The organism is Amycolatopsis sp. NPDC051903 (assembly GCF_044452505.1).
In the GTDB taxonomy this organism is placed as follows: Bacteria; Actinomycetota; Actinomycetes; order Mycobacteriales; family Pseudonocardiaceae; genus Amycolatopsis.
On record NZ_JBITBT010000049.1, the window covers coordinates 1 to 23,430 of the forward strand.

General features: G+C 72.7%; 19 protein-coding genes, 1 pseudogene and 1 riboswitch. Of the genes and pseudogenes, 8 read left to right on the forward strand and 12 right to left on the reverse strand.

The window, feature by feature from the left end:
• Window positions 1–236 precede the first annotated feature (236 nt).
• The 6 genes from ACIA77_RS46870 to ACIA77_RS46895 form a co-directional block, all read right to left on the reverse strand.
• A complete protein-coding gene (locus ACIA77_RS46870; RefSeq protein WP_395892679.1) occupies window positions 237–992 on the reverse strand; it encodes a S1 family peptidase in 756 nt (251 codons plus the stop codon).
• A gap of 16 nt (window positions 993–1,008) precedes the next feature.
• Entirely contained in the window at window positions 1,009–2,064 is a 1,056-nt protein-coding gene (glpX, locus tag ACIA77_RS46875; protein ID WP_395892680.1) for a class II fructose-bisphosphatase, read from the reverse strand.
• Window positions 2,065–2,152: 88 nt separating this feature from the next.
• Complete coding sequence (locus ACIA77_RS46880) at window positions 2,153–2,383, reverse strand: exodeoxyribonuclease VII small subunit (RefSeq protein ID WP_395892681.1); 231 nt, start codon at window positions 2,381–2,383, stop codon at window positions 2,153–2,155.
• A gap of 73 nt (window positions 2,384–2,456) precedes the next feature.
• Window positions 2,457–2,921: a hypothetical protein gene (locus ACIA77_RS46885; protein WP_395892682.1), complete on the reverse strand. Its 465-nt coding sequence runs from the start codon at window positions 2,919–2,921 to the stop codon at window positions 2,457–2,459.
• Window positions 2,918–4,177 carry an exodeoxyribonuclease VII large subunit gene (xseA, locus tag ACIA77_RS46890; RefSeq protein ID WP_395892683.1) on the reverse strand — a complete coding sequence of 420 codons (1,260 nt, stop codon included), beginning with the start codon at window positions 4,175–4,177 and terminating at the stop codon, window positions 2,918–2,920. Before xseA ends, ACIA77_RS46885 begins: the two co-directional genes overlap by 4 nt.
• Window positions 4,174–4,842: a lipid droplet-associated protein gene (locus ACIA77_RS46895; RefSeq protein WP_395892684.1), complete on the reverse strand. Its 669-nt coding sequence runs from the start codon at window positions 4,840–4,842 to the stop codon at window positions 4,174–4,176. Before ACIA77_RS46895 ends, xseA begins: the two co-directional genes overlap by 4 nt.
• 151 nt (window positions 4,843–4,993) lie before the next feature.
• On the opposite strand from ACIA77_RS46895, the gene ACIA77_RS46900 reads away from it, so the two are divergent.
• Complete coding sequence (locus tag ACIA77_RS46900; RefSeq protein ID WP_395892685.1) at window positions 4,994–6,004, forward strand: 4-hydroxy-3-methylbut-2-enyl diphosphate reductase; 1,011 nt, start codon at window positions 4,994–4,996, stop codon at window positions 6,002–6,004.
• A gap of 1,128 nt (window positions 6,005–7,132) precedes the next feature.
• Here the strand turns inward: ACIA77_RS46900 and ACIA77_RS46905 are convergent.
• Together ACIA77_RS46905 and rmuC are read right to left on the reverse strand one after the other, a co-directional pair.
• A pseudogene (locus tag ACIA77_RS46905) lies at window positions 7,133–7,726 on the reverse strand (DUF6542 domain-containing protein); the annotation flags it as partial.
• A gap of 700 nt (window positions 7,727–8,426) precedes the next feature.
• A complete protein-coding gene (rmuC, locus tag ACIA77_RS46910; RefSeq protein WP_395892686.1) occupies window positions 8,427–9,341 on the reverse strand; it encodes a DNA recombination protein RmuC in 915 nt (304 codons plus the stop codon).
• A gap of 249 nt (window positions 9,342–9,590) precedes the next feature.
• Between rmuC and ACIA77_RS46915 the strand changes: the two genes are divergently transcribed.
• Entirely contained in the window at window positions 9,591–10,745 is a 1,155-nt protein-coding gene (locus tag ACIA77_RS46915) for an exonuclease SbcCD subunit D (protein WP_395892687.1), read from the forward strand.
• On the forward strand, window positions 10,742–13,705 hold the full coding sequence (locus ACIA77_RS46920) for an AAA family ATPase (protein ID WP_395892688.1): 2,964 nt from the start codon (window positions 10,742–10,744) through the stop codon (window positions 13,703–13,705). The genes ACIA77_RS46915 and ACIA77_RS46920 overlap by 4 nt, the downstream gene beginning before the upstream one ends.
• Here ACIA77_RS46920 and ACIA77_RS46925 read toward each other — a convergent pair.
• The gene (locus tag ACIA77_RS46925) at window positions 13,702–15,120 is read right to left on the reverse strand and encodes a DNA-3-methyladenine glycosylase 2 family protein (RefSeq protein WP_395892689.1); all 1,419 of its coding nucleotides are present in this window, start codon (window positions 15,118–15,120) and stop codon (window positions 13,702–13,704) included. The two genes, ACIA77_RS46920 and ACIA77_RS46925, sit on opposite strands and share 4 nt — an antisense overlap.
• A gap of 102 nt (window positions 15,121–15,222) precedes the next feature.
• Between ACIA77_RS46925 and ychF the strand changes: the two genes are divergently transcribed.
• Window positions 15,223–16,305, forward strand: coding sequence for a redox-regulated ATPase YchF (ychF, locus tag ACIA77_RS46930; RefSeq protein ID WP_395892690.1), 1,083 nt, complete (start codon window positions 15,223–15,225; stop codon window positions 16,303–16,305).
• A 135-nt stretch (window positions 16,306–16,440) separates the two neighbouring features.
• Window positions 16,441–17,370, forward strand: coding sequence for a class I SAM-dependent methyltransferase (locus ACIA77_RS46935; protein WP_395892691.1), 930 nt, complete (start codon window positions 16,441–16,443; stop codon window positions 17,368–17,370).
• 14 nt (window positions 17,371–17,384) lie between these two features.
• On the opposite strand, the gene ACIA77_RS46940 is transcribed toward ACIA77_RS46935, so the two are convergent.
• Together ACIA77_RS46940 and ACIA77_RS46945 are read right to left on the reverse strand one after the other, a co-directional pair.
• Window positions 17,385–17,807 carry a hypothetical protein gene (locus tag ACIA77_RS46940; RefSeq protein WP_395892692.1) on the reverse strand — a complete coding sequence of 141 codons (423 nt, stop codon included), beginning with the start codon at window positions 17,805–17,807 and terminating at the stop codon, window positions 17,385–17,387.
• Between the two features lie 553 nt (window positions 17,808–18,360).
• Window positions 18,361–18,654, reverse strand: a complete 294-nt coding sequence (locus ACIA77_RS46945) for a 4a-hydroxytetrahydrobiopterin dehydratase (protein ID WP_395892693.1) — start codon at window positions 18,652–18,654, stop codon at window positions 18,361–18,363.
• Between the two features lie 32 nt (window positions 18,655–18,686).
• A riboswitch (TPP riboswitch) is annotated at window positions 18,687–18,799 on the forward strand.
• A 16-nt stretch (window positions 18,800–18,815) separates the two neighbouring features.
• Here ACIA77_RS46945 and ACIA77_RS46950 point away from each other — a divergent pair.
• Genes ACIA77_RS46950 through ACIA77_RS46960 form a run of 3 tightly spaced genes read left to right on the forward strand, consistent with a single transcriptional unit; the run spans window position 18,816 to window position 22,541 of the window.
• Window positions 18,816–19,874 carry a thiamine ABC transporter substrate binding subunit gene (locus tag ACIA77_RS46950; protein ID WP_395892694.1) on the forward strand — a complete coding sequence of 353 codons (1,059 nt, stop codon included), beginning with the start codon at window positions 18,816–18,818 and terminating at the stop codon, window positions 19,872–19,874.
• Window positions 19,850–21,514, forward strand: coding sequence for an ABC transporter permease (locus ACIA77_RS46955; protein WP_395892695.1), 1,665 nt, complete (start codon window positions 19,850–19,852; stop codon window positions 21,512–21,514). The genes ACIA77_RS46950 and ACIA77_RS46955 overlap by 25 nt, the downstream gene beginning before the upstream one ends.
• 1 nt (window position 21,515) lies before the next feature.
• A complete protein-coding gene (locus ACIA77_RS46960) occupies window positions 21,516–22,541 on the forward strand; it encodes an ABC transporter ATP-binding protein (protein WP_395892696.1) in 1,026 nt (341 codons plus the stop codon).
• 7 nt (window positions 22,542–22,548) lie between these two features.
• On the opposite strand, the gene ACIA77_RS46965 is transcribed toward ACIA77_RS46960, so the two are convergent.
• A complete protein-coding gene (locus tag ACIA77_RS46965; protein ID WP_395892697.1) occupies window positions 22,549–23,427 on the reverse strand; it encodes an ABC transporter permease in 879 nt (292 codons plus the stop codon).
• Window positions 23,428–23,430 lie beyond the last annotated feature (3 nt).

The window sequence follows — 23,430 nt, forward strand, 5'->3', positions numbered from 1 at the left end:
TCTGGATCACCTTGTCAAGGCTGGAAAGCGTGCCTTGACAAGGTGATCCAGACCGCGTGGGGGCTTCGGATCGAGGTGCAGGGCGGAGTCTGGGTGCAAGTCTTGTTGGGCGTGTCCGTGGCGGTTTCGTAGTGGCGGGCCGTCGCGGGTTTGAGGGTGCGGGGCGGAGTCTGGGTGCAGGGTCCCGTGGTCGTTGCCGTGGCGGTTTCGTCGTGGGCTTCGAAAACGGGCTGGGGTCAGCCGGTTTTCGAGGCGATCCAGGGGGCGTAGGCGACGACGGACGTGTAGATGGAGGGTGCTGTGGCGCAGGTGGGTGAGGCGTTGCCGGGGCGGCTGGTCAGGCCGATGAGGGTCCAGCGGTCGCCGTCGCGGGTGAGTTCGGGGGAGCCGGAGTCGCCGTAGCAGGAGCCGGCTGTGCCGTGGGGGTTGTCGGTGCAGAGTTCGGCGGTGCCGTCGAAGTTGGTGGTGCAGCGGGAGCCCTCGACGAGTTGCGTGTCGAGTTGCTGCAAGGACTTCGACGGGTCGCCGCAGCCGGGAGTGGGGCAGGTTTGGCCCCAGCCCAGGACGCGGGTGGCGGTGCCGGGCGCGGCGGCGCCGCCGAGGGCGATGGGGGCTTCCTTGGCGGGGGCGGACAAGCGAACCAGCGCGAGGTCGCCCGTTTGCGTCGAGGAGTTGAAGTGCGGGTTGAGCACGATCTCCGCGGGCTGGGCCGTCTCGCCGCCCGAGTCGCTTTCGTTGGTGCCCAAGCGGAACGCGAGCGTCGCGGGGTCCTTTCCGGACACGCAGTGCGCGGCGGTGGCGACCCAGGTCGGCGAGATCAGCGCACCCGCGCAGAAGAGCTCACCCGACGCGGTGTGCAGGGACACCGCGAACGGGTACGGCTCGTCCGCGTCGGCGCCGCCGACGATCGCGGGCCCGGCGGTCGCGATTCCGGTGGCGAGCGCTGCGGTGGCGAAGATCGTCAGCAGCAACGCGAGCAACCGCTTGGGCACCGGATGACTCCTCGGGTCAGGGCAGGGGCGGGACGGTGTCGTCGTCCTCGCGCAGTTCGAAGTTGCCGTCGAAGTTCACGGACGAGTACGCCCGCAGCTTCTCCAGCCGGTGGTAGCCGTCGATCATTCTGACGGTCCCGGACTTGGAGCGCATCACGATCGACTGCGTGGTGGCGCCGCCGGCGCGGTAGTGCACGCCGCGCAGCAGGTCGCCGTCGGTGACACCGGTGGCGCAGAAGAACACGTTGTCACCGCGGACGAGGTCGTCGTTGGTGAGCACGCGGTCCAGGTCGTGGCCCGCGGCCAGCGCCTTCTCGCGCTCGGTCTCGTCCTTCGGCCACAGCCGGCCCTGCAGCTCACCGCCGAGGCACTTCATCGCGCACGCGGCGATGATGCCCTCGGGCGTGCCGCCGATGCCGAGCAACATGTCGACACCGGTCGACGGGCGCGCCGCCGCGATGGCGCCCGCCACGTCGCCGTCGGAGATGAACCGGATGCGGGCACCCGCCTCCCGGACCTCCTTGACCAGCTGCTCGTGGCGCGGCCGGTCGAGGATGCACACCGTCACGTCGCCCACGCTGGAGTTCTTCGCCCTCGCCACGCGCCGGATGTTCTCGTCGATCGGCGCGGCCAGGTCCACCTTGCCAGCGGCGTCGGGGCCGACGGCGAGCTTCTCCATGTAGAACACGGCTGACGGGTCGAACATCGCCCCGCGCTCGGCCACCGCCAGCACGGCCAGCGCGTTGGGCATGCCCTTGGCCATCAGGGTGGTGCCGTCGACGGGGTCGACCGCGACGTCGCAGTCGGGGCCGTCGCCGTTGCCCACCTCTTCGCCGTTGAACAGCATCGGGGCTTCGTCCTTCTCACCCTCGCCGATCACGACGACCCCGCGCATCGAGACGGTCGAGACGAGCTGGCGCATGGCGTCGACGGCCGCGCCGTCGCCCCCGATCTTGTCGCCGCGCCCGACCCAGCGGCCGGCGGCCATCGCCGCGGCTTCGGTCACGCGGACCAATTCCATGGCGAGGTTGCGGTCGGGTGCTTCGCGTCGTGGGTCACTGACGGTGCTCATGCGGGCCTCCCGGATCGCTGAACTCGGCGGGAGAACAGTCTCTCAGATGACGGCGTCACCTGACCGATTCAGTTGCGCATGGTGCACATCACTGTGCGTCGTCGTCGTTCTCCACGGATGCCAGGGCGGCCTCGATCCGCTCGCGCGCACCTTCGAGGTGGCGCTCGCAGACCTTCGCGAGCTCCTCGCCCTTCTCCCACAGCGCGAGCGACTGCTCGAGGGACAAGCCACCCGCCTCGAGCTCCTTGACCACCTCGACCAGCCGGTCGCGGGCCTGCTCGTAACCGAGTCCGGCGGTTTCGCTGCCTGCTTCGCTCACGCTCGACGCTCTCCGACCTTCCGATGCACAGGGCTGTCCGCGCACACTACCGCGCCGGGCGCTCCCGGCCCGGTCACGGCTGGTGATCGACTCGGTGGTGCCTGCCCGCTCGCGGCGGCGGGACCACGGCCCGGTCCTGGTGCGCGTCCGGCACCTGGCTCCGCGCTTGTTCCCGGCACACGAGTGCGCTGGCCATCGCGTTGTCGTAGCCCACGAACGCGAGGGCGAACTCCTGCCCATCACCGTCCGCGATCGCGTCTTCGAGGTTCTCCTGTGCGCTGGCGACCCGGCGGCGGTGGCCGGCGCCCTCGGCGAACCACCAGCGCGCGCCGACGTGCAGCGACGTCGCTTCCGACAGCCGCCGCAGCTGCGGGCTCAGGTCGCGGCGGGCGGCGGTGCCGCAGCCGGCGAGCAGGGCCGTCCAGCATTCGGCGGCGGCGCGGTCGGTGGCCAGGGCCTGGTGCACCAGGGGACCGGCGTCGAGCCGGGCGGCAGCGTCCACGGTGAGCGGGAGGAACGCCGGTGCCCGGTGTGTCACGGCCCGCCTCCTTCCGTTTCTCGCGTCTCGGTGACGGCGTGGACCGCTCCGTCGGCGACCCGAACGCGCAGGCGCGCGCCGTCCTCGATCTGGGAGACGGAGCGAAGCACCTGGAGGTTGCCTGCGTCGTCCGTGAACTGCACGACGGCGTAGCCGCGGGCCATCGTCGCGGCCGGGCCGAGCGCCGTCAGCCGGCCCCGCGCGTTCGCGATCTCGGCCTGGTCCCTCGCCAGCAGGCCGAGCATGGCGCGGCGGCCGCGTTCGCGGTGCACCTCGACGTCGTCGGAGCGGCGCTGGATCGGGCCGAGCGGGTCGGCCAGCGACGGGCGGCTGCGCAGCTGGGTGAGCAGCCGCGTTTCGCGGTCGACCCAGCCGTGCAGCGCGCGGCGGCCGCGATCGCGCATCTGGCGCACGCGGGAGGTCTCCTCGCGCACGTCGGGCACGATGCGCTTGCTCGCGTCCGTCGGCGTTGAGCAGCGCAGGTCGGCGACGTGGTCGAGCAGCGGCGTGTCCGGTTCGTGCCCGATCGCGCTGACCACGGGGGTCCCCGCGCCCGCGACGGCCCGGCACAGGGCCTCGTCGGAGAACGGCAGCAGGTCCTCGACGCTGCCGCCGCCGCGGGCGATCACGATCACGTCGACCTCCGGGTCTTTGTCCAGTGTGGACAGTGCGCGGAGGATCTGCGGCACGGCCTGCGGGCCCTGCACGGCGGTGTTGACGACCTTGAACAGCACGTGCGGCCAGCGGGCCTGCGCGTTGACGAGCACGTCGCGTTCCGCCGCCGACGCGCGGCCCGTGATGAGGCCGATTCCCTTGGGGAGGAACGGAATCGGGCGTTTGCGTTCAGGGGAGAACAGGCCTTCGGCGGCCAGCAGCTTGCGCAGCCGTTCGATGCGCGCGAGCAGCTCGCCGATGCCGACGGCGCGGATCTCGTCGGCGCGCAGGCTGAGCGTGCCGCGGCCGAAGAAGAACGACGGCTTCGCGTGCACGATCACGCGGTCGCCTTCGCGCAGCGGCGTGCCGAGCTCGCGCACGAGCCACATCGGGGCCGTCACGGACATCGACACGTCGGCCGACGGGTCGCGCAGCGTCAGGAACGCCGTCTGCGTGCCGGGGCGCGCGTTGATCTGCGTGACCTGGCCTTCGACCCACACGGCGCCGAGGCGGTGGATCCAGTCGCCGATCTTGCGCGCGACGGTGCGGACGGGCCAGGGGTGTTCGGCGGTGGTGCTGGGGGTGCCGGATTCGCTGCTCACTGGCCTTCCGCGTCGTCGCCCGGCTGCCCGGCCTCTTCTTCCGCCTTGCGCGCGTTGCCGATCCGGCGCGCGAGCATGCCGACGAACGACGCGCGGTCGGCGTTGGCCTTCTCGTACTCGAGCAGCTCCTCGAGCTGCGGCACGGTCAGCCGGCGCAGGCGGGCGCGCAGCTGCGGCAGGGTGAGCTCGTCGTAGTTGGCCAGGCTCGCGGGGCCGGCACCGGCGCTGTCGTTCTCGCCGTCGGCGTGGTCCTCGGCGAGCGCGCGCTCCTCCTGAGACCAGGGGTCGTCGATCTCCGCGGGTTCTTCGGCGTCCGGGGAGTCCGTGAGCGGCGGCAGGTTCGGCCGGTGGCCGTTGGCCTGGGGCTCGGGCAGGTCGTCCACCGGCACCAGCGTCGGGCGCGGGAGCGGCAGGTCGGGCTCCACGTCCTCGTCGAACGTCGCCCAGCTCGGGGTGTCCTCGACCGGGCGCAGGGCGGAGAGGGCGCCGTCGCCCTTGATGGCCAGCTCGGTGACCTGCTGCTGCACCCGCATCGAGAGCTGGAGCACCTGGCTGACGACGGTCACGGGCAGTCCCGTGAGCTGCTTCGGGAGCTCACGAACCCGCTCGGCGGTGGTGACGGCGAGGCCCGCGGCGACCCGGAGGGGGAGCGGGAGTGGCTTCATGCCGTCTAGCGTGCCGCATGTGGGCCATCCTGCCCAACCGAACGGGTGGGTTGGCGTACCGGACGTGACCCCCGGCACAGCCCGGACGGCCGCCGAGGTCATCCGAAAGAGGACTTCGAAGCGGGTCCGGGACAGCCCGTACCCTGGAGGCATGACTTCTGCGAGTCCCGGAACCGACCCCGCCGGTACCCCGACGATCCCCCGGTCCGGCGCAGCCAAACGCGTGCTGCTCGCGAAGCCGCGCGGCTACTGCGCCGGCGTGGACCGCGCGGTGATCGCCGTCGAGAAGGCGCTGGAGCTGTACGGCGCGCCGGTGTACGTGCGCAAGGAGATCGTGCACAACCGGCACGTGGTGGAGACCCTGCGCGAGCGCGGCGCGATCTTCGTGGACGAGACGTCGGAGGTGCCCGAGGGCGCGCTCGTCGTCTTCTCGGCCCATGGCGTGTCCCCGGCGGTCCACACCGAGGCGGCGGACCGCAACCTCCGCACGATCGACGCGACGTGCCCGCTCGTGACGAAGGTGCACAAAGAGGTCAACCGCTTCGCCAAGGACGATTACGACATCCTGCTCATCGGCCACGAAGGCCACGAGGAGGTCGAAGGCACGTCCGGCGAGGCGCCCGACAAGGTGCAGCTCGTGGACAAGGCCGAGGACGTCGACAAGGTCGAGGTGCGCGACCCGTCGAAGGTGATCTGGCTTTCGCAGACCACCCTGTCGGTCGACGAGACGATGGAACGCGTCGACCAGCTGCGCGAACGCTTCCCCGGCCTGGCCGACCCGCCCAGCGACGACATCTGCTACGCCACCACCAACCGTCAGGTGGCCGTGAAGGCCATGGCCCCCGAGTGCGACCTCGTCCTGGTGGTCGGCTCGAAGAACTCGTCGAACTCGAAGCGCCTCGTGGAGGTAGCCCTGAAGGCCGGCGCCCGCGACTCGCACCTGGTCGACTTCGCGTCGGAGGTCGACGAGGCGTGGCTGTCCGGCGTGTCGACGGTGGGGGTGACCTCGGGTGCCTCCGTGCCGGACGTCCTGGTGATGGACCTGCTGTCCTGGCTCGCCGACCGCGGCTACGGCCAGGTCGACGAAGTGACGACGGCGAACGAGAAGATCGCTTTCGCGCTGCCGAAGGAACTCCGGAAGGCCACGAAGCCGGAGTCCTGACCCCACGCGTGTCCCGCGGCGGTCGCTGTTGTCCGGCGGCCGCCGCGGTTTTTTGTGTCCGGGTGGCGAGCCCGTCTGGCCGAACGCTGCGCGGCTGGGTCCGCTGGCCAGCCGCGCGCTGCGCTCGACGGATGGGGTATTGCCCTGGTCAGGCTGCCTGATCGGCGAGCGTTCCGCACCGCCTGATCGCCGGTGCGGCGTCGCCGGCCGGCATGGGTGACTGCGGGGTTCTGGTGCCACGTCGGGGAGTTGAGCTCGCGGCGCCTTCGCCAGCGGATGGTCGGTAGCGCTGTTGGCCGCGTGCTGCGCGTTCCGTTGCCCCTGGTTCGCGCGCGGCAGTTCGTTGACTGGAGCTTTGGCTTCCTGGCCGCGCGGGTTCCTGTCGTCGCCTCGTGCCTTCCCGGCTGCTCGGGCGTGGGCGGGTGGAGGTGGCGAAGGCCGCCGATCCGGGTGGGATCGGCGGCCTTCGTGGTGTCCGGGATCAGCCTTCGTCGTCCCAGGGACGGGGGCGGCGGGGTGGCTCGCGGCGCGGCGGCCGCGGGCGGCCGGGCGGTGGTTCGTCGCCGCGGGGGCGGCGGCGGGGTGGGGGCGCGGGGGCGCGGGGGTGGGCGCCGCGCCGGGGGGGGCCGGGCCCCCCGGGGGGCGGGGGGCGGCGCGCGGGGGGGGGGGGGGGGGGGGGGGGGGGGGGGGGGGGGCGGGGGGGGGGGGGGGGGCGGGGGGGGGGGGGGGGGGGGGGGGGGGGCGGGCCCGGGGGGTGCCGCCGCGCCCCCGGGGGTCGCCGTCCACCGGGGGGCGAGGGCGGCGGCCGTCGGGCGGGGGTTTGCGGGTGCCGCGTGGGTCGGCGAGGTCGCGGCGGGGGCGGCCGCCGGGGTCCGCGGGCGGGCGCGGGCGCCGCGGCGGCGGGGGGTCGAGGTCCCGGTCGCGGGGCGGGCGGCGGCCACCGGCGGGCGGCGGCGCCTGGCCCGGCCGGCCCGAACCCGGCGGGCGGGTGCGCGGGCGCGCGGGCGGTTCGTCGCCGTCTTCGCGGGGGCGCTTGCCGTCCTTGAGCTTCACGGCGGCGTTGGGGTCGCGTTCGCGGAAGATGCGGACGAAGCCGAACAGGAGCGTGACGCCGGTGGTGACCGCCATCGTCGGGAAGCCGTTGATCAGCGGTGTGCCGATGTTCAGCAGCTTCGACAGGGTGTCGCTGCCGGAGCCGGAGCCGCCGGTCACGAGGACCACGCCGGGCACCGTGACGGCCAGCACCAGCGGCGGCTGGACCATCGGCCCGAACAGTGCGCGTCTCTGCACCGCGCCGACCGCGATCACGGCCCCGAGGAAGTAGCCCGCCTTGAAGACGAAATCGAGGCTGCCCTTGGTCTTCTCGTCGATGATGGCGCCGAGCACGGCCAGGCCGAAGCCCACGAGCACGGCCGCCCACCAGGGCAGGCCGCGCCTTTCGCCGACGACGAGACGCTCGTCCCAGGGCACGGTGGCGTCTTCGGCATCAGGATCGCTCTGGCGATCGCGTATCGCGGTCACGAGGCAACACCGTAGCCCGTACTTGTCACGATCTTGCCGCCACTGCCGAAGACTGCCTTGACCTGCCACCCGGCAGCGTGACGCGGGTGGCTGCCGGGCGGAACACGGGCCGTCTCGCGGACGGCCCGGGCCCGGCCGGTGGGCCGCGAGTGGTCTGGTCACCTGACCTGCGAATACGGACCAGTGGTCTGGTCCGAGCACCCGGCCTTTGCCCGGCGGACGGCTGCGCGATCGGCAGTCAGGCGAGCCTCGCAGGCATGAATCCGGAACGTTCCCGCTCCCCGGAAGCCCTGCTGAACCTCACTCCGACCTCACCAAACCTCGGGCCTCACGGGTGCCCCAACCGCCTCACCAGTACCCCTGGCCGCACGCGCCGTGATGGTCCATACGTAGCGGCTCCCGCCGCGCTCGTGCCGTCCTGGCTGAGCGGGCCACGCCGCCGGGTGCCGACCCGGTTCGGCCGGCGAGGTTGCGCTGCTCGGCTGGGTGAAAAGAATCGGTAGGAACTCGGCGAGCGAGTAGGGCCGGTCCTGCCGAGCTGTGCCGAGGTCAGAGCATCGTGCCGCCGGTTGGCGACTGTTCACGTCGGTGCGGCCTGGCGGGTGGTGCCGGTTGGCGACTGTTCACGTCGGTGCGGCCTGGCGGATGGCGCCGGTTGCCCACCGCCCACGCCGGAGTCACGAGGGCCGAGACCCGTCGGCTGGATCGTCCGAGGCCCGGGCTTTGCGCCGGTCCCTCCAACCGGCTCGACCGCCCCGCACAGCGGGCCCCGTAGCCCGGCCCGATCACCCGGGCCTGGTGACGCGGACCGCGCCCATCCGAACCGGCCGTCGAGATCACCCGGCCCGACGGCGCCCGGCCATCAACTCCCGGCAAGCGACCGACCCCACCCAGGCCCCGCTCAGCCTGCTGCCACTTCGTCCCCCCTCCGCACCTCCGGCACGGCCGCCGGGCTGCCCGACGCGTCGGTCAGCGGCGCGACCGTCGCGCGGAAGTTCTCCATGGCTTCCAGCTCACGCCGCCGCGCGGAGACGAAACGCTGCAGGTGCGTGCTCGACAGGTTCAGCGCCTCCACGGCGTTCCCGGCCGCGCGGTGGGCTGCCGCGGCGCCCGCGCGGACCTGTTCCACGTCCTCCACCAAAGCCCGGTCGCTCGCGGCGAACAGCGCGGCCGACGCCAGGACGCCGAAGCCCGTGGGACCGCAGAGGAAGACGCGGCGGTCGATGAGCCAGCGCAGCAGCTCGGGGTCCGTGTCGAGGGCCGCGACGACCGCGGCGTCGGACGGGACGAACATGATGGTGCCGTAGATCGCGTCCGCCCAGCGCTGATAACCCTTGCCGGCCAGCTCAGCGGCGCGGGAGCGGATCTGGCGGACGTGGGCGCGCAGCGCGTCGAGCCGTTCCTCCGGGTCGTCGGTCTCCACGGATTCGGCCCAGATCGCCATCGAAGCCTTCGCGTCGACGGGCACGGTGCGGCCGCCGCCGACGCGCAGCACCATGTCCGGCTTCACACTGCCGCCGCCGGCCAGGTCGGTCTGCAGCGTGAAGTGCAGCTCCTCGCGCAAACCCAGCGCGCGGGCGGTCTCGACGAGCACCTGCTCACCGAGCTCACCGCGGCCGCTGATCGACGCGAACGCCACCTCGTACCGCCGCAGCGCCAGCTGCTGCTGGTCGTTCTTCGCGCGCTCGGCCGCCACGAGCCGCGCCGCCGCGTCGGCGCGGCGCATGCCGTCGCTGTAGAGCCGCCACAGCAGCGCCACCGCCACGCACAGGAGCAGCGCGAGGACGACAGCCGCCGTGGTGATCACCGTCTCCACCCGGTCCTCCTTCCGAAGTCCGCAGTCCAGTCCAGTCCAGCCCACAGTCCGGACCAGCAGGTGGCCATCATGGCGGACCCCACCGACAAAAACCGGCCGGGCCGGTCGCGCTGCGTAGCTGACCAGCACGTTCACCGGTTCGGCGGTCGGCGTGTCCGCCAGCGCCTCGATCGGCTTCGTACACACGTTCGAGTGGCGCTCCGGCGAGCCTCCGCGATTTCGTCGTGATCGCCTTTTAACGTGGTCGCCGTGAGAATCCTCCACACCTCCGACTGGCACGTCGGGCGCACGTTCCACGGCGCCGATCTGCTCGCCGAGCAGGAGGCCGTCCTCACCCGCGTCGCCGAACTCGTCACCGCCGAGTCCGTCGACGTCGTGGTGGTGGCGGGCGATATCTACGACCGCGCGGTCCCCTCGGCCGAAGCGGTCCGCGTCGCGACCAAGGCCATGAGCCGCATCCGCGAGGCCGGCGCGCAGCTCGTGATCACGCCCGGCAACCACGACTCCGCTGCCCGGCTGGGCGCGTTCGCGGACTTCGCGGCCGCGGGTGGTCTGCACCTGCGCGCGACCGTCGCGGGCATCGCCGAACCCGTGCTGCTGCACGACGACCACGGCGAGGTCGCGTTCTACGGCATCCCGTACCTCGAACCCGAGCCGTCCCGCCACGCGCTGGGCGTGCCCGAAGCGCGCGGGCACACCGGCGTCCTCACCGAAGCGATGCGCCGCGTCCGCGAAGACTTGGCCGCACGCACGGACACGCGGTCCGTGGTGCTGGCCCACGCGTTCGTCACCGGTGGCTCGGCCAGCGATTCCGAACGCACCATCGCGGTCGGAGGTGTCGAACAGGTCCCGGGCGACGTCTTCGACGGGGTGGACTACGTCGCGCTCGGCCACTTGCACGGCCCGCAGACCCTCGCCGAGCACCTGCGCTACTCCGGCAGTCCGCTGGCCTACTCGTTTTCCGAGGCGCGCCAACGGAAATCGGTTTGGCTGGTCGACCTCGACGCGCGGGGGCTGGCCGAGGTCCGCCGCCACGAGCTGCCCGTGCCCCGGCCGCTGGCGACACTGCGCGGCGAACTTCAAGACCTCCTCACCGTGCCGGAGCACGACGAGTGGCGCGACCACTTCCTGTCCGTCACGGTCACCGACCGCGTGCGGCCCGTCGACGCCATGCGCCGCCTGCGCGAACGTTTCCCGTACGCCGTGCACCTCGACTGGGAACCCGAAGGCGGCCACGCGGGCGCGGAGCTGAGGTACGCCGAAGCCGTGCGCGGCCGCACCGACATCGAGATCGCCCGCGGCTTCCTCGACGACTGCCGCGGCGCGCCACCCAGCGAAAGCGAGGAACGGCTGGTGTTCCTCGCGCTCGAAGCGGCCAACCGGGCGGCGGTGGCGAAACTGTGAGGCTGCACCTGCTGGAGGTCGAGGCGTTCGGTCCGTACGCGGGCCGCGAAGTGGTCGATTTCGACGCACTCGGCGCTGACGGCCTCTTCCTCCTGCACGGCGACACCGGCGCGGGCAAGACCACGCTGCTCGACGCGATCGCGTTCGCGCTGTTCGGCGTGGTCCCCGGCGCGCGCGGCGACGTCAAGCGGTTGCGCTGCGACGTTGCCCAGCCCGATCAGCTCACCGAGGTCGTGCTGGAGCTGACCGTGCAGGGCCAGCGGCTGCGCATCGTGCGCAGCCCCGAGTACCAGCGCCCCAAGAAACGGGGCGACGGCTTCACCACGCAGCAGGCCAAGGTGTCGCTGACCTGGGTCGGTGAGCCCCCGGCCGGCCTGCCGCCCGACGGGATCATCCGGATCGACGAGGTCGCGCGCACCGTCGAACGGCTGCTGGGCATGACCGCGCCGCAGTTCTTCCAGGTCGTGCTGCTGCCGCAGGGCGAGTTCGCGAAGTTCCTGCGCTCCGACACCACCGAGCGCGAGAAACTGCTCGAACGGCTCTTCGGCACCGAGCGGTTCTCCGACGTCGAGCGCTGGTTCGCCGACCTGCGCGCCGAACGTGGGCGGACGCTGGAAAAGCGGCAGCAGGAGCTGCGGGAGCTCGTGGCGCGCTACGCTCAGGAAGCGCAGCAGGAGCCGCCGGAAGAAGAGCAGGCGGAGTGGGTCGACGCCGTGCTCGCCGAGGTCGCGGCCCGCGCCGAAGCGGCGGAAACCGAAGCGGCACAAGCACGTTCGGCCGCGAAGGCGGCGGAAACCGCTCTGCGCGAAGCGGAAGAGGACGCCGACCGCATCCGGCGCGTCCGCACCGCCCACACGCGGCTCGCGCAGATCTCCGAAACCGCCGGCGAACGCGCCGAGTGGACCGAAGAGATCGCGGCCGCGCGGCGGGCGTCGGCCGTGGTGCCCGAGGTCGAGCTGCTCGAACGGCGGACCGCGGAACTCGGCGACGCGCAGGTCGCGGAGGCCGACCACACGCGCGCGCTCGCGGAGCTGGGTTTCGACTCCGTCGGCTTCGCCTCGGCGGACCTCCGGGAACGCGCCGGGTCCCTGCGGGAAGAAGCGGGCGCGCTGGCCGAACTCGTCGCGGAGGCCGAACAGCAGCGCGTCGACGAGGCCCGGCGCGACGAGCGGAAGACGGCGGCGAAGACCGCGGCCGAACGCGTCACCGAACTCGAAACGCGGCTGGCCGAGCTGCCCGAGCGGCTCACGGGGTTGCGCGGCGAAGCGGCGTCGGCCGCCGAGGCCGAGGCGAAGCTGGACGGCGCGAAGGCCCGCGTCGAGGAACTGACCACGGTCGCGCGGGCGGCGGCGGACCTGCCTGAGGCCGAAGCGAAGGTCGGGCGCGGCGAGGCGAAGCTCCGAGAGGTCGTCGACTCGCACCAAGCCGCGCGACAGCAGCGGCTCGACCTGCGCGAACGCCGGCTGGAGGGCATGGCGGCCGAACTGGCGGCGAGCCTGGCCGACGGCGCGGCGTGCCCGGTGTGCGGGTCGGCGGAGCACCCGTCGCCCGCGGAACACGGACCGGAACCCGTGGACCCCGCCGAGGAACGGGCTGCCGAGGAAGCCGAGCAAAAGGCGAGTGCCCTGCGGCAGCGGGTGGTGTCGGCGCTGGAAGAGGCGAAGGCGCGGCTGGAGTCGTTGCGGGAGCGGCTCGGTGAGCGCACTCCGGAGTCCGTGCGAGCCGAGCTGACCGAGGCGCGGGCGAGTGTCACCACGCTGTCCGAACTGGCCGCACGCAAGAACCCGCTGGCCCGACAGGTCACCGCGCTGGAACGGGAAACCGAGCAGCTGGCCGAGCACCGGCGGCGGGCCGACCAACTCGTCACGGAGGCGCACGCGGAGGTCCGCGCACTCGAAGACCGGCTGGCCGAACGCGCGAAACGGCTGCTCGAAGGCCGTGGCGAGTTCCCGGACGTCACGGCGCGCCGCCGGCACCTGCTCACGCTGGCGGGCGCGCTCGACGCCGTCGCCGAGGCGCGCACGGTCGTCACCGGGGCGGAAGCGCGGCTCAAGGAGCAGCGCGGTCTCGTCGAGATCTCCTTGCACGCCAAGGGGTTCGCCACGCTCGAAGAAATGCGCGGCGCCGTCCGTTCCGATGAGCAGGTGACCAAGCTCGAACAGGGCCTCGCCGAAGCCGAAGCGACCGCGGCCGGCGCGCGCGAGCTGCTGGCCCAGCCCGAGCTGTTCGGCATTTCGCCCGACGACGTCGTCGAGGTCGCGCCGAAGGTCGAGACCGCGAAGGGCGCCCGCGAACGGGCCGACACGGCGTTCGCGGCGCTGAAGTCCGTCTCCGCGCAGCACACCGAGCTCGCGAAGCTCGCCGGGCGGATGCGCACGGCCCTGGCGGAGTTCGCGCCGGTCGAAGCGGAGTACAACGAACTGCGCGCACTGTCCGAAGTGGTCAACGGCCGCGGCCAGAACGCGCGCAAGATGTCGTTGCGCTCGTACGTGCTGGCCGCGCGGCTGGAGGAGGTCGCGCTCGCGGCAACCGCCCGGCTGCGGACGATGAGCCAGGGCCGCTACTCGTTCGTCCACTCCGACGCGGCCGGCGCGCGTGGCACCCGCGGTGGCCTCGGCCTCGACGTGCTCGACGACTACTCCGGCGCCGTCCGGCCCGCGAAAACCCTGTCGGGCGGGGAATCCTTCCTGGCGTCGCTCTCGCTCGCGCTGGGCCTGGCCGACGTCGTCGCGGCCGAAACCGGCGGCGCGCTGCTCGACACGCTCTTCGTCGACGAGGGCTTCGGCACGCTCGACGCCGAAACCCTCGACGTCGTGATGAACATCCTCGACGAGTTGCGCGCCGGCGGCCGCGTCGTCGGCCTCGTGTCGCACGTCGAGGAGCTCCGTCAGCGCATCCCGACGCGGCTGCGGGTCCGCAAGTCCCGCACGGGTTCGCGGATCGAGCTGCGGACGGCTTAGGCCGCGAAGCTCTGGAGGTGGCGGCTGGCGTACGAACTCCACGGCTGCCAGCGCGCGGCGTCCGCGAGGTCGAGGCCGAGCGCGTCGGCGGCGCGGTGGACGGCGGGGTCGCCGGTGAGCAGCACGTCCGGGGCGCCGAGCACTCGCATCAGCACGTAGTCGGCCGTGCCCGCGTCGACCCCGCACGCGAGCAGTTCGGCTCGCAGTTCGCCGGGGTCACGGCCGACGTGCGGGTCGAGGCTGCCGTCCACGATCGCTGCCGCAACCGTCTTGACCAGCGGTTTCACGTCCGCGGCGGCCACCACCTCGGGCGCCGGGAACAGCGTTGTGAGCGCGTCCATCGGTGGTTCGGCGGGCGGCACGGGCTCGCCGAGCGCGGCGACCTCGGCCGCGGCCTCGCCGAGCAGCGTGCGCAGCACCAGCTCGGGTCCGTCGACGGCGCCCGGCACCCGCAGGCCGGGGGTGCCCGCGACCAGCGGGGCCAGCGTCGGGTCGGCCGACAGCACCCGCGCGACGGCTTCGGGGTCGGCGTCCAGGTCGAGCAGCCGCCGCACCCGGGTGACGGCGCTGCCCAGGTCACGCAGGTCCGTCAACGCCAGGTCGCAGCGGACGTGGTCGGGCTGCGGGCTCAGCCAGACGAGCCCGGGGCCGTCCGCGAGGCGCAGCGTGCGGCCGTAGCCCGTGATGCCGCCGGCGTTCTCCTCGACGGCCTCGACGCCCGGCAACGCGCGCGAAGCGTGATAGCGCAGCACGCCCTGTGCGTCGAGCGGCGCGCGGAACGGCAGCCGCAGGCTCAGCCGCGTCGAACCGCTCTCGGTGCGGCGGCCGCGTCGCAGCGAAGCCGCGCGAAGCTGCGAAGGCGTCGCCGCGAAGACTTCGCGGATCGTCTCGTTGAACTGCCGGATGCTGGAGAACCCGGCGGCGAAGGCGACGTCGGTCAGCGGCAGCGCGGACAGCTCGATCAGCAGCCGCGCGGAGTGCGCGCGGTGGGCGCGGGCCAGGGCGAGCGGACCGGCGCCGAGTTCGGTGGTGAGGACGCGGCCGAGCTGGCGTTCGGAGTAGCCGAGCCGCCGGGCCAAGCCGGGCACGCCCTCGCGTTCGACGAGGCCGTCGGCGATCAGGCGCATGGCGCGGGCGGCCAGGTCGGCGCGGACGTTCCAGTCGGGCGAACCCGGCACGGCGTCGGGCAGGCAGCGGCGGCAAGCGCGGTAGCCGCCGGCCTGCGCGGCCGCGGACGTGGGGAAGAACCGCACGTTCTGCGCCTTCGGCGTGATCGCCGGGCACGACGGGCGGCAGTAGATGCCGGTGGTGCGCACGGCCATGATGAACTGGCCGTCGAACCGCTGGTCGCGGGCGGTGACGGCGCGGTAGCAGCGCTCGGTGTCGCGCCAGATCGGCAGGGTCGCGGTGGCCATGTGTCCGATGGTGCCAGCAGGTGAGCGGCTCGACTGGCGGAAATCCGACACCGCGTTACCGGGTCGGCCGGGGTGCCGGACCGGCACGTAGACTCACCGGTCGTGAGTCTCACCCTCGGTATCGTCGGCCTGCCCAACGTCGGCAAGTCCACCCTGTTCAACGCGCTGACCCGCAACGACGTGCTCGCGGCGAACTACCCGTTCGCGACGATCGAGCCCAACGTCGGTGTCGTCCCGCTGCCGGACCCGCGGCTGGGCAAGCTCGCGGAGATGTTCAGCTCGGAGAAGGTCGTGCCGGCTGTTGTGTCCTTTGTGGACATCGCGGGCATCGTGAAGGGCGCGTCCGAGGGTGCGGGGCTGGGCAACAAGTTCCTCGCGAACATCCGTGAGGCCAATGCGATCTGCCAGGTCATCCGCGTGTTCGACGACCCGGACGTGGTGCACGTCGACGGCCGCATCGACCCGTCGAGCGACATCGAGACGATCAACACCGAGCTGATCCTCGCCGACCTGCAGACGCTCGAGAAGGCGTTGCCGCGGCTCGAGAAGGAGGCGCGCACCAAGAAGGAGGCGCGTCCGGCGCTCGAGAACGCGCAGCAGGCCAAGGAAATCCTCGACTCCGGCCGCACGCTGTTCCAGGCGCAGAAGGAAGTGGACGTCGACGCGCTGCGCGAGCTGAGCCTGCTCACGACGAAGCCGTTCCTGTACGTCTTCAACGCCGACGAGCCCGTGCTGACCGACCAGGCGCGGCGCGAAGAACTCACCAAGCTCGTCGCGCCCGCCGACGCCGTCTTCCTCGACGCGAAGGTCGAAGCGGAACTGCTCGAGCTGGACGACGAGGAGTCCGTGCGCGAGCTGCTGGAGTCCGTCGGCCAGGAGGAGCCGGGCCTCAACGCCCTCGCCCGCGCCGGTTTCCACACGCTGGGCCTGCAGACCTACCTCACGGCCGGCCCGAAGGAGTCCCGCGCCTGGACGATCCCGCAGGGCGCCACCGCCCCACAGGCCGCCGGCGTCATCCACACGGACTTCGAGCGCGGCTTCATCAAGGCCGAGATCGTCTCGTACGCCGACCTGATGGAAGCGGGCTCCATGGCCGCCGCGCGCGCCGCCGGCAAGGTCCGCATGGAGGGCAAGGACTACGTCATGTCCGACGGTGACGTGGTGGAGTTCCGCTTCAACGTCTGAGCTCGACCAGGCGGTTTCTTCGGGTGGAAGGCGGCTGAGCGCTTTCGAGAACCGGCCCTGCCCGAACGGGCTCGACAACGCCTCGCTGTTCCTCGTTCTCCCCTGTGGAGGATCACGAACAGGCGAGGAGTTCCGATGCCGATGTCACCCGAAGCCGATCCGGTGAGCGCGCTGGAAGCGGCGGCGTGGGCGTACGCCGCGGTGGTGGCGACCCAGCGCGAGGCCGCGGATCGGCCGTGGGCGGACGTGTTCGCGGCGGCGCCGGGGCGCACGGCGGTGCTCGAAGCGGCCGGCCTCGTGCGGCGGGACGGCGGCGAACTGGTGCCGCACCCGGCGCTCGGCACGGCTGAGCCGGTTGGGGCGGCCGCGGCGAAGCTGAGCTCCCTGCGTCAGGCGGTGGCCGCGGCGGCCGGCGAGGATGGCGGGCCCGTCGGCTGGTCGGCGCAGAGCGACGCGGTCCTGCTGAACCAGGGCCGCGCTTCGGCGGTCACCGGGCGCGCGCTCGCGACGAAGATCGTGCCGCGGCTGGCTGGGCTGCCACAGCGCTTGGCGGCGCCGGGCAGCCGGGTGCTCGACGTCGGCACCGGGATCGGCGCGCTGGCGCTGGCCCTCGCGCGCGAGCTGCCGCACGCCGAGATCACCGAGATCGACGTCCTGGAACGCGCGCTGGAGCTGGCCAAGACGGAGCTCGCCGACGGTGGCGCGGCGGCGGACCGCGTGACGGTCCGGCACCAGGACGTCGCCGATCTGGCCGACGCAGCCGTCTACGACCTGGTCTGGCTCCCCGCGCCATTCCTGGCCGAGGACGTCGTCCTGCGCGCGCTGCCGCGCCTGATCACCGCGCTCGCCCCCGGCGGCTGGGTCGTCGCCGGCACGAACCCGGCGCCGCAGGAGCCGCTGCGCGCCGCCGTGGGCCGCTGGACCGCCCTTCGCAACGGCGGCAACACCTACGACTCCGCCCGCATGGCGACCGCCCTCGGGACCGCGGGCCTCGGAGACGTGCAGCAATTCCCGACGGTGCCGGGCGGCCCGGTGCTGGTCGCCGGACGCCGGCCCGTCGAGTGAGGCGACGCGCGGAGTCAGCACTCGTCCTTCGGCAGGTAGCCCTGTTCGCACGCCCAGTCGTGCTGGAGGTCGCCGGAGGTTTTGCCGCGGCCGGGGCCGCCGGGGTCCAGGTAGCCCTGGTACTCCTTGCAGTTCGGGTTGAACTTGCCCTTGGTGACGGCTCGCTGTCCGCAACCAGGGCCGGTGTCGCGGGCCGCGGATTTCCGCGTGGGGGTCGGTTTGCGGCTGCTGGAGGACGCCTTGGAGCTCGGTGGTGCCTGCGTGGCGGTCCAGCTCGGCGTGGCTGACGTCGACGTGGGTGCGCTCGTGTGGACCGGCGCCGCGGGTGCGACCGAACTCGTCGGGGGAGCGGCGGGCGCCGGATCAGCGGGCCGTCCGCACGCCCCGGCGGCCACACACAGCGCGGCCGCGACGGCGACGGCCGACAGATACCTCATACCGATGGGTCGGCACGAGACGACCGGCTGTTGCGAACGGTGAAACAGCCGAGGTCGCAAGACCATCAGGTGAAAGCGCCCTTGACTTGAGATCGACGTCAGGCCAAGGGCTCACGCGCCGCGGCAACCAGGCGCAGAGTGGGTGCCGCGGCGACGGCTGGGGGTGGAGCTCAGCCGAGCAGGCCGAGGACGATCAGGGCGGCCAGGGTGAACGCCGTGGCGAACGTGGTGATCCAGGCGCGCTGGGTGGCGGAGAGGGCGGCGGACGAGTTGTTCATCGCATGTCCTAGCGGGGCGAGTGCCGAAGATTCCGCTGGGATAGCGCCTTGAGCTACGCCGGTGTTACTGCCTGTGCTCCAGATCACGCCGGCTGCGCGCGGTGTGCCACAGCACGCCGCCGGCGGCGGTCACCATCAGGCCGAACGAGATGGCCCCCACGACGATTGCCTGGGTCATTCCTTGCTCCCCTCGAAAACGCGGTACGCAAGGGGAGACGCGCGACGCCGGGAACGGTGTCGCCGGGGTTGCCGGGATCACACCGGATCACACGGGATCACACAGCGGCCGCGAGCACCCGGTCGATCTGCCCGGCCAGCGCGAAGTCCTTCGCGGTCAGCCCGCCGGCCGAGTGGGTGCTCAGCCGGAACGTGACGGTGCGCCAGCGGACGTCGATGTCCGGGTGGTGGTCCGCGGCTTCCGCGAAGAACCCCACGCGCGTGACGGCCGCGATGGCGGCCGCGAAGGACGGGAGGTCGGTCGTGCGGACGATGGAGGCGCCGTCGAGCTGCCAATCGGGCGCAGCAGACAGCGCTGAAGTGACTTCGGAGTCGCTCAGGAGTTCCGCCATGTCTCCATGGTGACGCCCGCTGGACTACGCTGCACCTTTGCCACGGGAGTCCGGTGCGGCCGGGCTGAGAGGCGGGTGTGCGACCCGCGACCGTTCGCACCTGATTCCGAATCATGCCGGCGCAGGGAGGCCCGCTCTCCCGCACGGCGACAGGAGGGCTGATGATTCCGCGGACCGCACGCACGGTGCTGGGCCTGGCCACGGTCACGGCGCTGGCGAGCGCGTGCTCGCTGTCCGGCGCCGGCACGGGTGGCGACACCCAGCAGACCCCGACCGTCACGCTCGTCACCCACGACTCGTTCGCCGCGCCGCAGGACGTGCTCGACGCGTTCCAGCGCCAGTCCGGCATCAAGCTGAAGATCCTCAAGTCCGGTGACGCCGGTGAGCTCACCAACAAGCTGGTGCTCACCAAGGCCAACCCGATCGGCGACGTCGCGTTCGGCGTCGACAACACGTTCGCCTCGCGCGCGCTGAGCGAGGGCGTCTTCCAGGCCTACACGAGCCCCGAAGCCGACCGCGGGCCGCAGCGCTACTCCTTCGACCCGCAGCACCGCGTGTCCGCCGTCGACGTCGGCGACGTGTGCGTGAACATCGACACCGGCTACTTCGCGTCCCACCACCTCCCCGAGCCGAAGAGCTACGAGGACCTCACCGACCCGAAGTACAAGGACCTCACCGTCGCCGAGAGCGCCGCGACCGCGTCGCCGGGGCTGGCGTTCCTGCTGGGCACCGTCGCGAAGTTCGGCGAGCAGGGCTGGCCGGGCTACTGGTCGAAGCTGAAGGCCAACGGCTTGAAGATCGACAGCGGCTGGGAAGAGGCCTACACGAAGGACTTCTCCGGCTCGTCGGGCAAGGGCCCGCGCCCCATCGTCGTGTCCTACGCGTCCTCGCCCGCCGCGGAACTCGGTGACGACGGCAAGCCGCGCACCAAGGCCCTGCTCGACACGTGCTTCCGCCAGATCGAGTACGCCGGCGTGCTCGCGAACGGCAAGCAGGTGCCGCAGGCGCAGAAGGTCGTCGACTTCCTGCTGTCCCAGCAGTTCCAGACGACGGTCGCGGCCAACATGTACGTCTACCCGGCCCGCGAGGGCGTCGACCTGCCCACCGGCTGGGCCACGGCCGCGCCGCTGCCGCAGGACCCGGCGACGCTGCCCGCCGACCAGATCCAGGCCGGCCGGGAGAAGTGGATCGGTGCATGGCGCTCGCTCATGGGGGCGTGACACCGGCCCGGCTGCGCACCACGGGGCTGGCGCTGCTCGGCCTGCTGCCCGTCGCGTTCCTGGTCGTCTTCTTCGCCTGGCCGGTCGTCGCGATCCTCGGCCGCGGCTTCTCCGCGGGCGGCGTCGACACGGTCCTGGCCGACGCGCAGACGTGGCAGCTCGCCGCGTTCACGCTCGTCAGCGCCGCCGCGTCGACAGTCGTTGCCCTGGTCGCGGGGCTGCCGGTCGCGTACGTGCTCGCGCGCGTGAAGCTGCCCGGCGTCGCGCTCGCGCGGACGCTGGTGCTGGTGCCGTTCGTGCTCCCGACGGTCGTCGTCGGCCTCGCGTTCCGCGCGCTGTGGCCCGACGGCGGCGTGCTGCCGCTGGTGCTGGCCAACGCGTTCTTCAACGTCGCCGTGGTCGCCCGGACCGTCGCCGGGCTGTGGGCCCACCTCGACCCGCGTGCGACAGAGGCCGCCCGGGCACTGGGCGCCTCGCCGTGGCGCGCGTTCCGCACGGTGACGCTCCCCGCGCTCGCCCCGGCCGTCACGTCGGCCGCGGCGGTCGTGTTCCTGTTCTGCGCCACCAGTTTCGGCGTGGTGCTCATCCTCGGCGGCGGCCGCTACCGCACGCTCGAGACGGAGATCTACCTGCGCACGGTCGACCTCCTCGACCTCTCCGGCGCCGCCGCGCTGTCGCTGATCCAGTTCGCCGCCGTGCTCGCCGCGCTGGCCGTCGGCGCCGTCGCGCGCCGCCGCCGGGAGAACGCCGGGAAGCTGAAGCAAGCCGCGCCCCGCCGTCCGCGAAAAGCCGAGTGGTGGACGGTCGGCGCGGCCACGCTCGTCGTCGCCCTGCTGATGACGCCGATCGTCGCGCTGCTCGTGGAGTCACTGTCCACACCGGACGGCTGGAGCCTCGCCGGCTACCGCGCGCTCGCCACGACCGGCACGAACGACGCGCTGCAGGTGTCGGGCTGGGTCGCCGCGCAGAACTCGCTCGCCGCGGCCACCGACGCGACGCTGCTGGCGATGGGCGTGGGCGTCGTCGCGAGCGTGGTCCTCGTGGCCCTGCGCCGGTCACCGGGACGGCTCGCGCGCGGGATGGGCGAGACGATGGACGCGGCGCTCATGCTGCCCCTCGGCGTCTCCGCCGTGACGGTGGGCTTCGGTTACCTCGTGACGCTCGACGCGCTGCCCGGCGACCTGCGCACGTCGCCGATGCTCGTGCCGCTCGCCCAGGCGCTCGTGATCATCCCGCTGGTCGTGCGGATGATCCTGCCGGTGCTGCGGGCCGTCGAGGTGCGGCTGCGCCAGGCCGCGGCGACGCTCGGCGCGAGCCCGGCGCGGGTGTGGCGCGAGATCGACCTGCCGCTCACCGCGCGCTCGCTCGTCGCGGCCGCCGGGTTCGGGTTCGTCGTGGCGCTCGGGGAGTTCGGTGCCACGAGCTTCCTCGCCCGGCCCGACGCGCCGACGCTGCCGGTGGCCGTCGCGACGCTCATTTCGCGTCCGGGCGAGCTCAACAACCAGATGGCGTACGCCGCGTGCACGCTGCTCATGGTCGTGACCGTGGCGGCCGTCGCGCTGATCGACCGGTTCGGGTCCGTGCGCGGACGTTTGCGGGGACACGGTTTTCGGGGACACAGCTCGGTGGGGGAGTTCTGACGTGGCTTTGACCGTCCGGGACCTGACCGTCCACTACGGTTCGTTCGCCGCGGTGCGCGAAGCGCGCCTCGACATCACCGACGGCGAGGTGCTCGCCCTGCTCGGCCCGTCCGGCTCGGGCAAGTCGACGCTGCTGCGCGCGATCACGGGCCTCGAACCCGCCACCGCCGGCTCCGTGAGCTGGGACGGCACCGACCTCGCCGACGTCCCCGTGCACCGCCGCGGCTTCGGGCTGGTGTTCCAGGACGGGCAGCTCTTCCCACACCGCGACGTCGCCGCCAACATCGCGTTCGGCTTGCGCATGCACGGCGTGTCGAAGGCCCGGCACGCAGCGCGGGTGAAGGAGCTGCTGGAGCTCGTCGGCCTGACCGGGTACGAACACCGGCGCGTCACGGAGCTCTCGGGCGGTCAGGCGCAACGCGTCGCGCTGGCGCGCGCCCTCGCGCCCGAACCACGCCTGCTGCTGCTCGACGAACCGCTCTCCGGTCTCGACGCGGGCCTGCGCGAGCAGCTGGCCATCGATCTCGCGGACCTGTTGCGGCGCAGCAAGATCACCGCGCTGCTCGTGACGCACGACCAGGAGGAGGCGTTCACGCTGGCCGACCGGGTCGCCGTGCTCGACGCCGGCGAGATCCGCCAGGAGGGCGCGGTGCGGTCGGTGTGGCGAAACCCGGCGGACGACGACGTGGCCCGGTTCCTCGGCGCCACGTCGTTCGTCTCCGGGGTCGCGGCCGGCGGCGTGGTGCACACGGGCCTCGGTGACGTCGCGCTGCCCGACGTCGAAGACGGGCCGGTCCGGCTCGGCCTGCGGCCGCACGCGTTGCGCGTGGCCGCGGCCGGCGTCGCGGGCGAAGTGACGGCCGCCGTGCACCGGCGTGAACACGTGCGGCTCGTCGTGCGGCTCGAAGAGTCCGAAAAGGACACAGTGGGCACGGTGGACGCCGTCGCGCCCGTGACCGCGGACCTGCGCGCCGGCGATCCCGTCCGGCTCGAGCTCGAGCCGGACGGGATCGCCGTCGTCGGCTGAACCCCCGTCAGCCGTCGCGCGTGGCGAGCCGTCCGTACGCGATGGACAGGCCGACCACGATGTAGCAGGCGGCGCGCAGCGCGCCTTCGCCGAGCATCGACCCCGAGATCGGGTCCATCAGGACTTCCGTCGGCGCCTCGCTCCAGTTGTGCGTCAACAGGAACGGGTGCAGCCAGTCGAGCGAGGTCAGGAAGCCGAGGATCGTGAACAGGATGTCGCCGGCCAGCACCGAGGCCACCACGAGCATCGGGTGCTCGGTGAAGCTGGACACGGCCAGCGCGACCGCTCCGACGGCCCACAGCTGCAGCACGATCCAGCCCGCCACGAGCAGGATCCGCACCAGCGCCCCGCCCAGCGACAACGTCGTGCCGGACAGCGTGAACAGCGAACCGGTGCCGTTGATGATCAGCCCGGTCACCACGCCCGTCACGCACATCGCCAGCACCGCGACCACGGACACGGTCGCGACGCCGAAGGCCTTCACCACCAGCAACCGCCCGCGGCTGACGGGCGCGACGAGCCAGCCCCGCAACGTGCCGTGGGCGGCTTCGCCCGCGATCGCGTCAGCGCCGGCCATGGCCGAAGCCAGCGGCAGCAGCAGGGCCAGCGTCATCACCAGCGCCGCGATGGGCAGCACCAGCGCGTTGTTCACGGCCGACGCGAGCAGGGCGGCGTCGCCGTCGGCCGGTCCGCCGTCGGGTCCGCCCTCGCTGACCAGCGTGAGGCCGATGCCGATCACGATGGGGATGACCGCCAGCAACCCGAGCACGGCCAGCGTGCGCGGGCGCCGGAAGATCCAGCGCAGCTCGGCCGCGAAGAGCCGTGGCATCGGCACCGCGTCGTGGCCGGTGCGGCTCACGGGAGCCGTGAGCGTCGCGGTGCTCATGCC

What these genes read in the sequence shown, in the direction of transcription:
- glpX (WP_395892680.1), bottom strand. Translation starts at nt 2,064, where the DNA reads ATGAGCACCGTCAGTGACCCACGACGCGAAGCACCCGACCGCAACCTC.
- ACIA77_RS46895 (WP_395892684.1), bottom strand. Translation starts at nt 4,842, where the DNA reads ATGAAGCCACTCCCGCTCCCCCTCCGGGTCGCCGCGGGCCTCGCCGTC.
- ACIA77_RS46900 (WP_395892685.1), top strand. Translation starts at nt 4,994, where the DNA reads ATGACTTCTGCGAGTCCCGGAACCGACCCCGCCGGTACCCCGACGATC.
- ACIA77_RS46925 (WP_395892689.1), bottom strand. Translation starts at nt 15,120, where the DNA reads ATGGCCACCGCGACCCTGCCGATCTGGCGCGACACCGAGCGCTGCTAC.
- ACIA77_RS46935 (WP_395892691.1), top strand. Translation starts at nt 16,441, where the DNA reads ATGCCGATGTCACCCGAAGCCGATCCGGTGAGCGCGCTGGAAGCGGCG.
- ACIA77_RS46940 (WP_395892692.1), bottom strand. Translation starts at nt 17,807, where the DNA reads ATGAGGTATCTGTCGGCCGTCGCCGTCGCGGCCGCGCTGTGTGTGGCC.
- ACIA77_RS46945 (WP_395892693.1), bottom strand. Translation starts at nt 18,654, where the DNA reads ATGGCGGAACTCCTGAGCGACTCCGAAGTCACTTCAGCGCTGTCTGCT.
- ACIA77_RS46950 (WP_395892694.1), top strand. Translation starts at nt 18,816, where the DNA reads ATGATTCCGCGGACCGCACGCACGGTGCTGGGCCTGGCCACGGTCACG.
- ACIA77_RS46955 (WP_395892695.1), top strand. Translation starts at nt 19,850, where the DNA reads ATGGCGCTCGCTCATGGGGGCGTGACACCGGCCCGGCTGCGCACCACG.
- ACIA77_RS46965 (WP_395892697.1), bottom strand. Translation starts at nt 23,427, where the DNA reads ATGAGCACCGCGACGCTCACGGCTCCCGTGAGCCGCACCGGCCACGAC.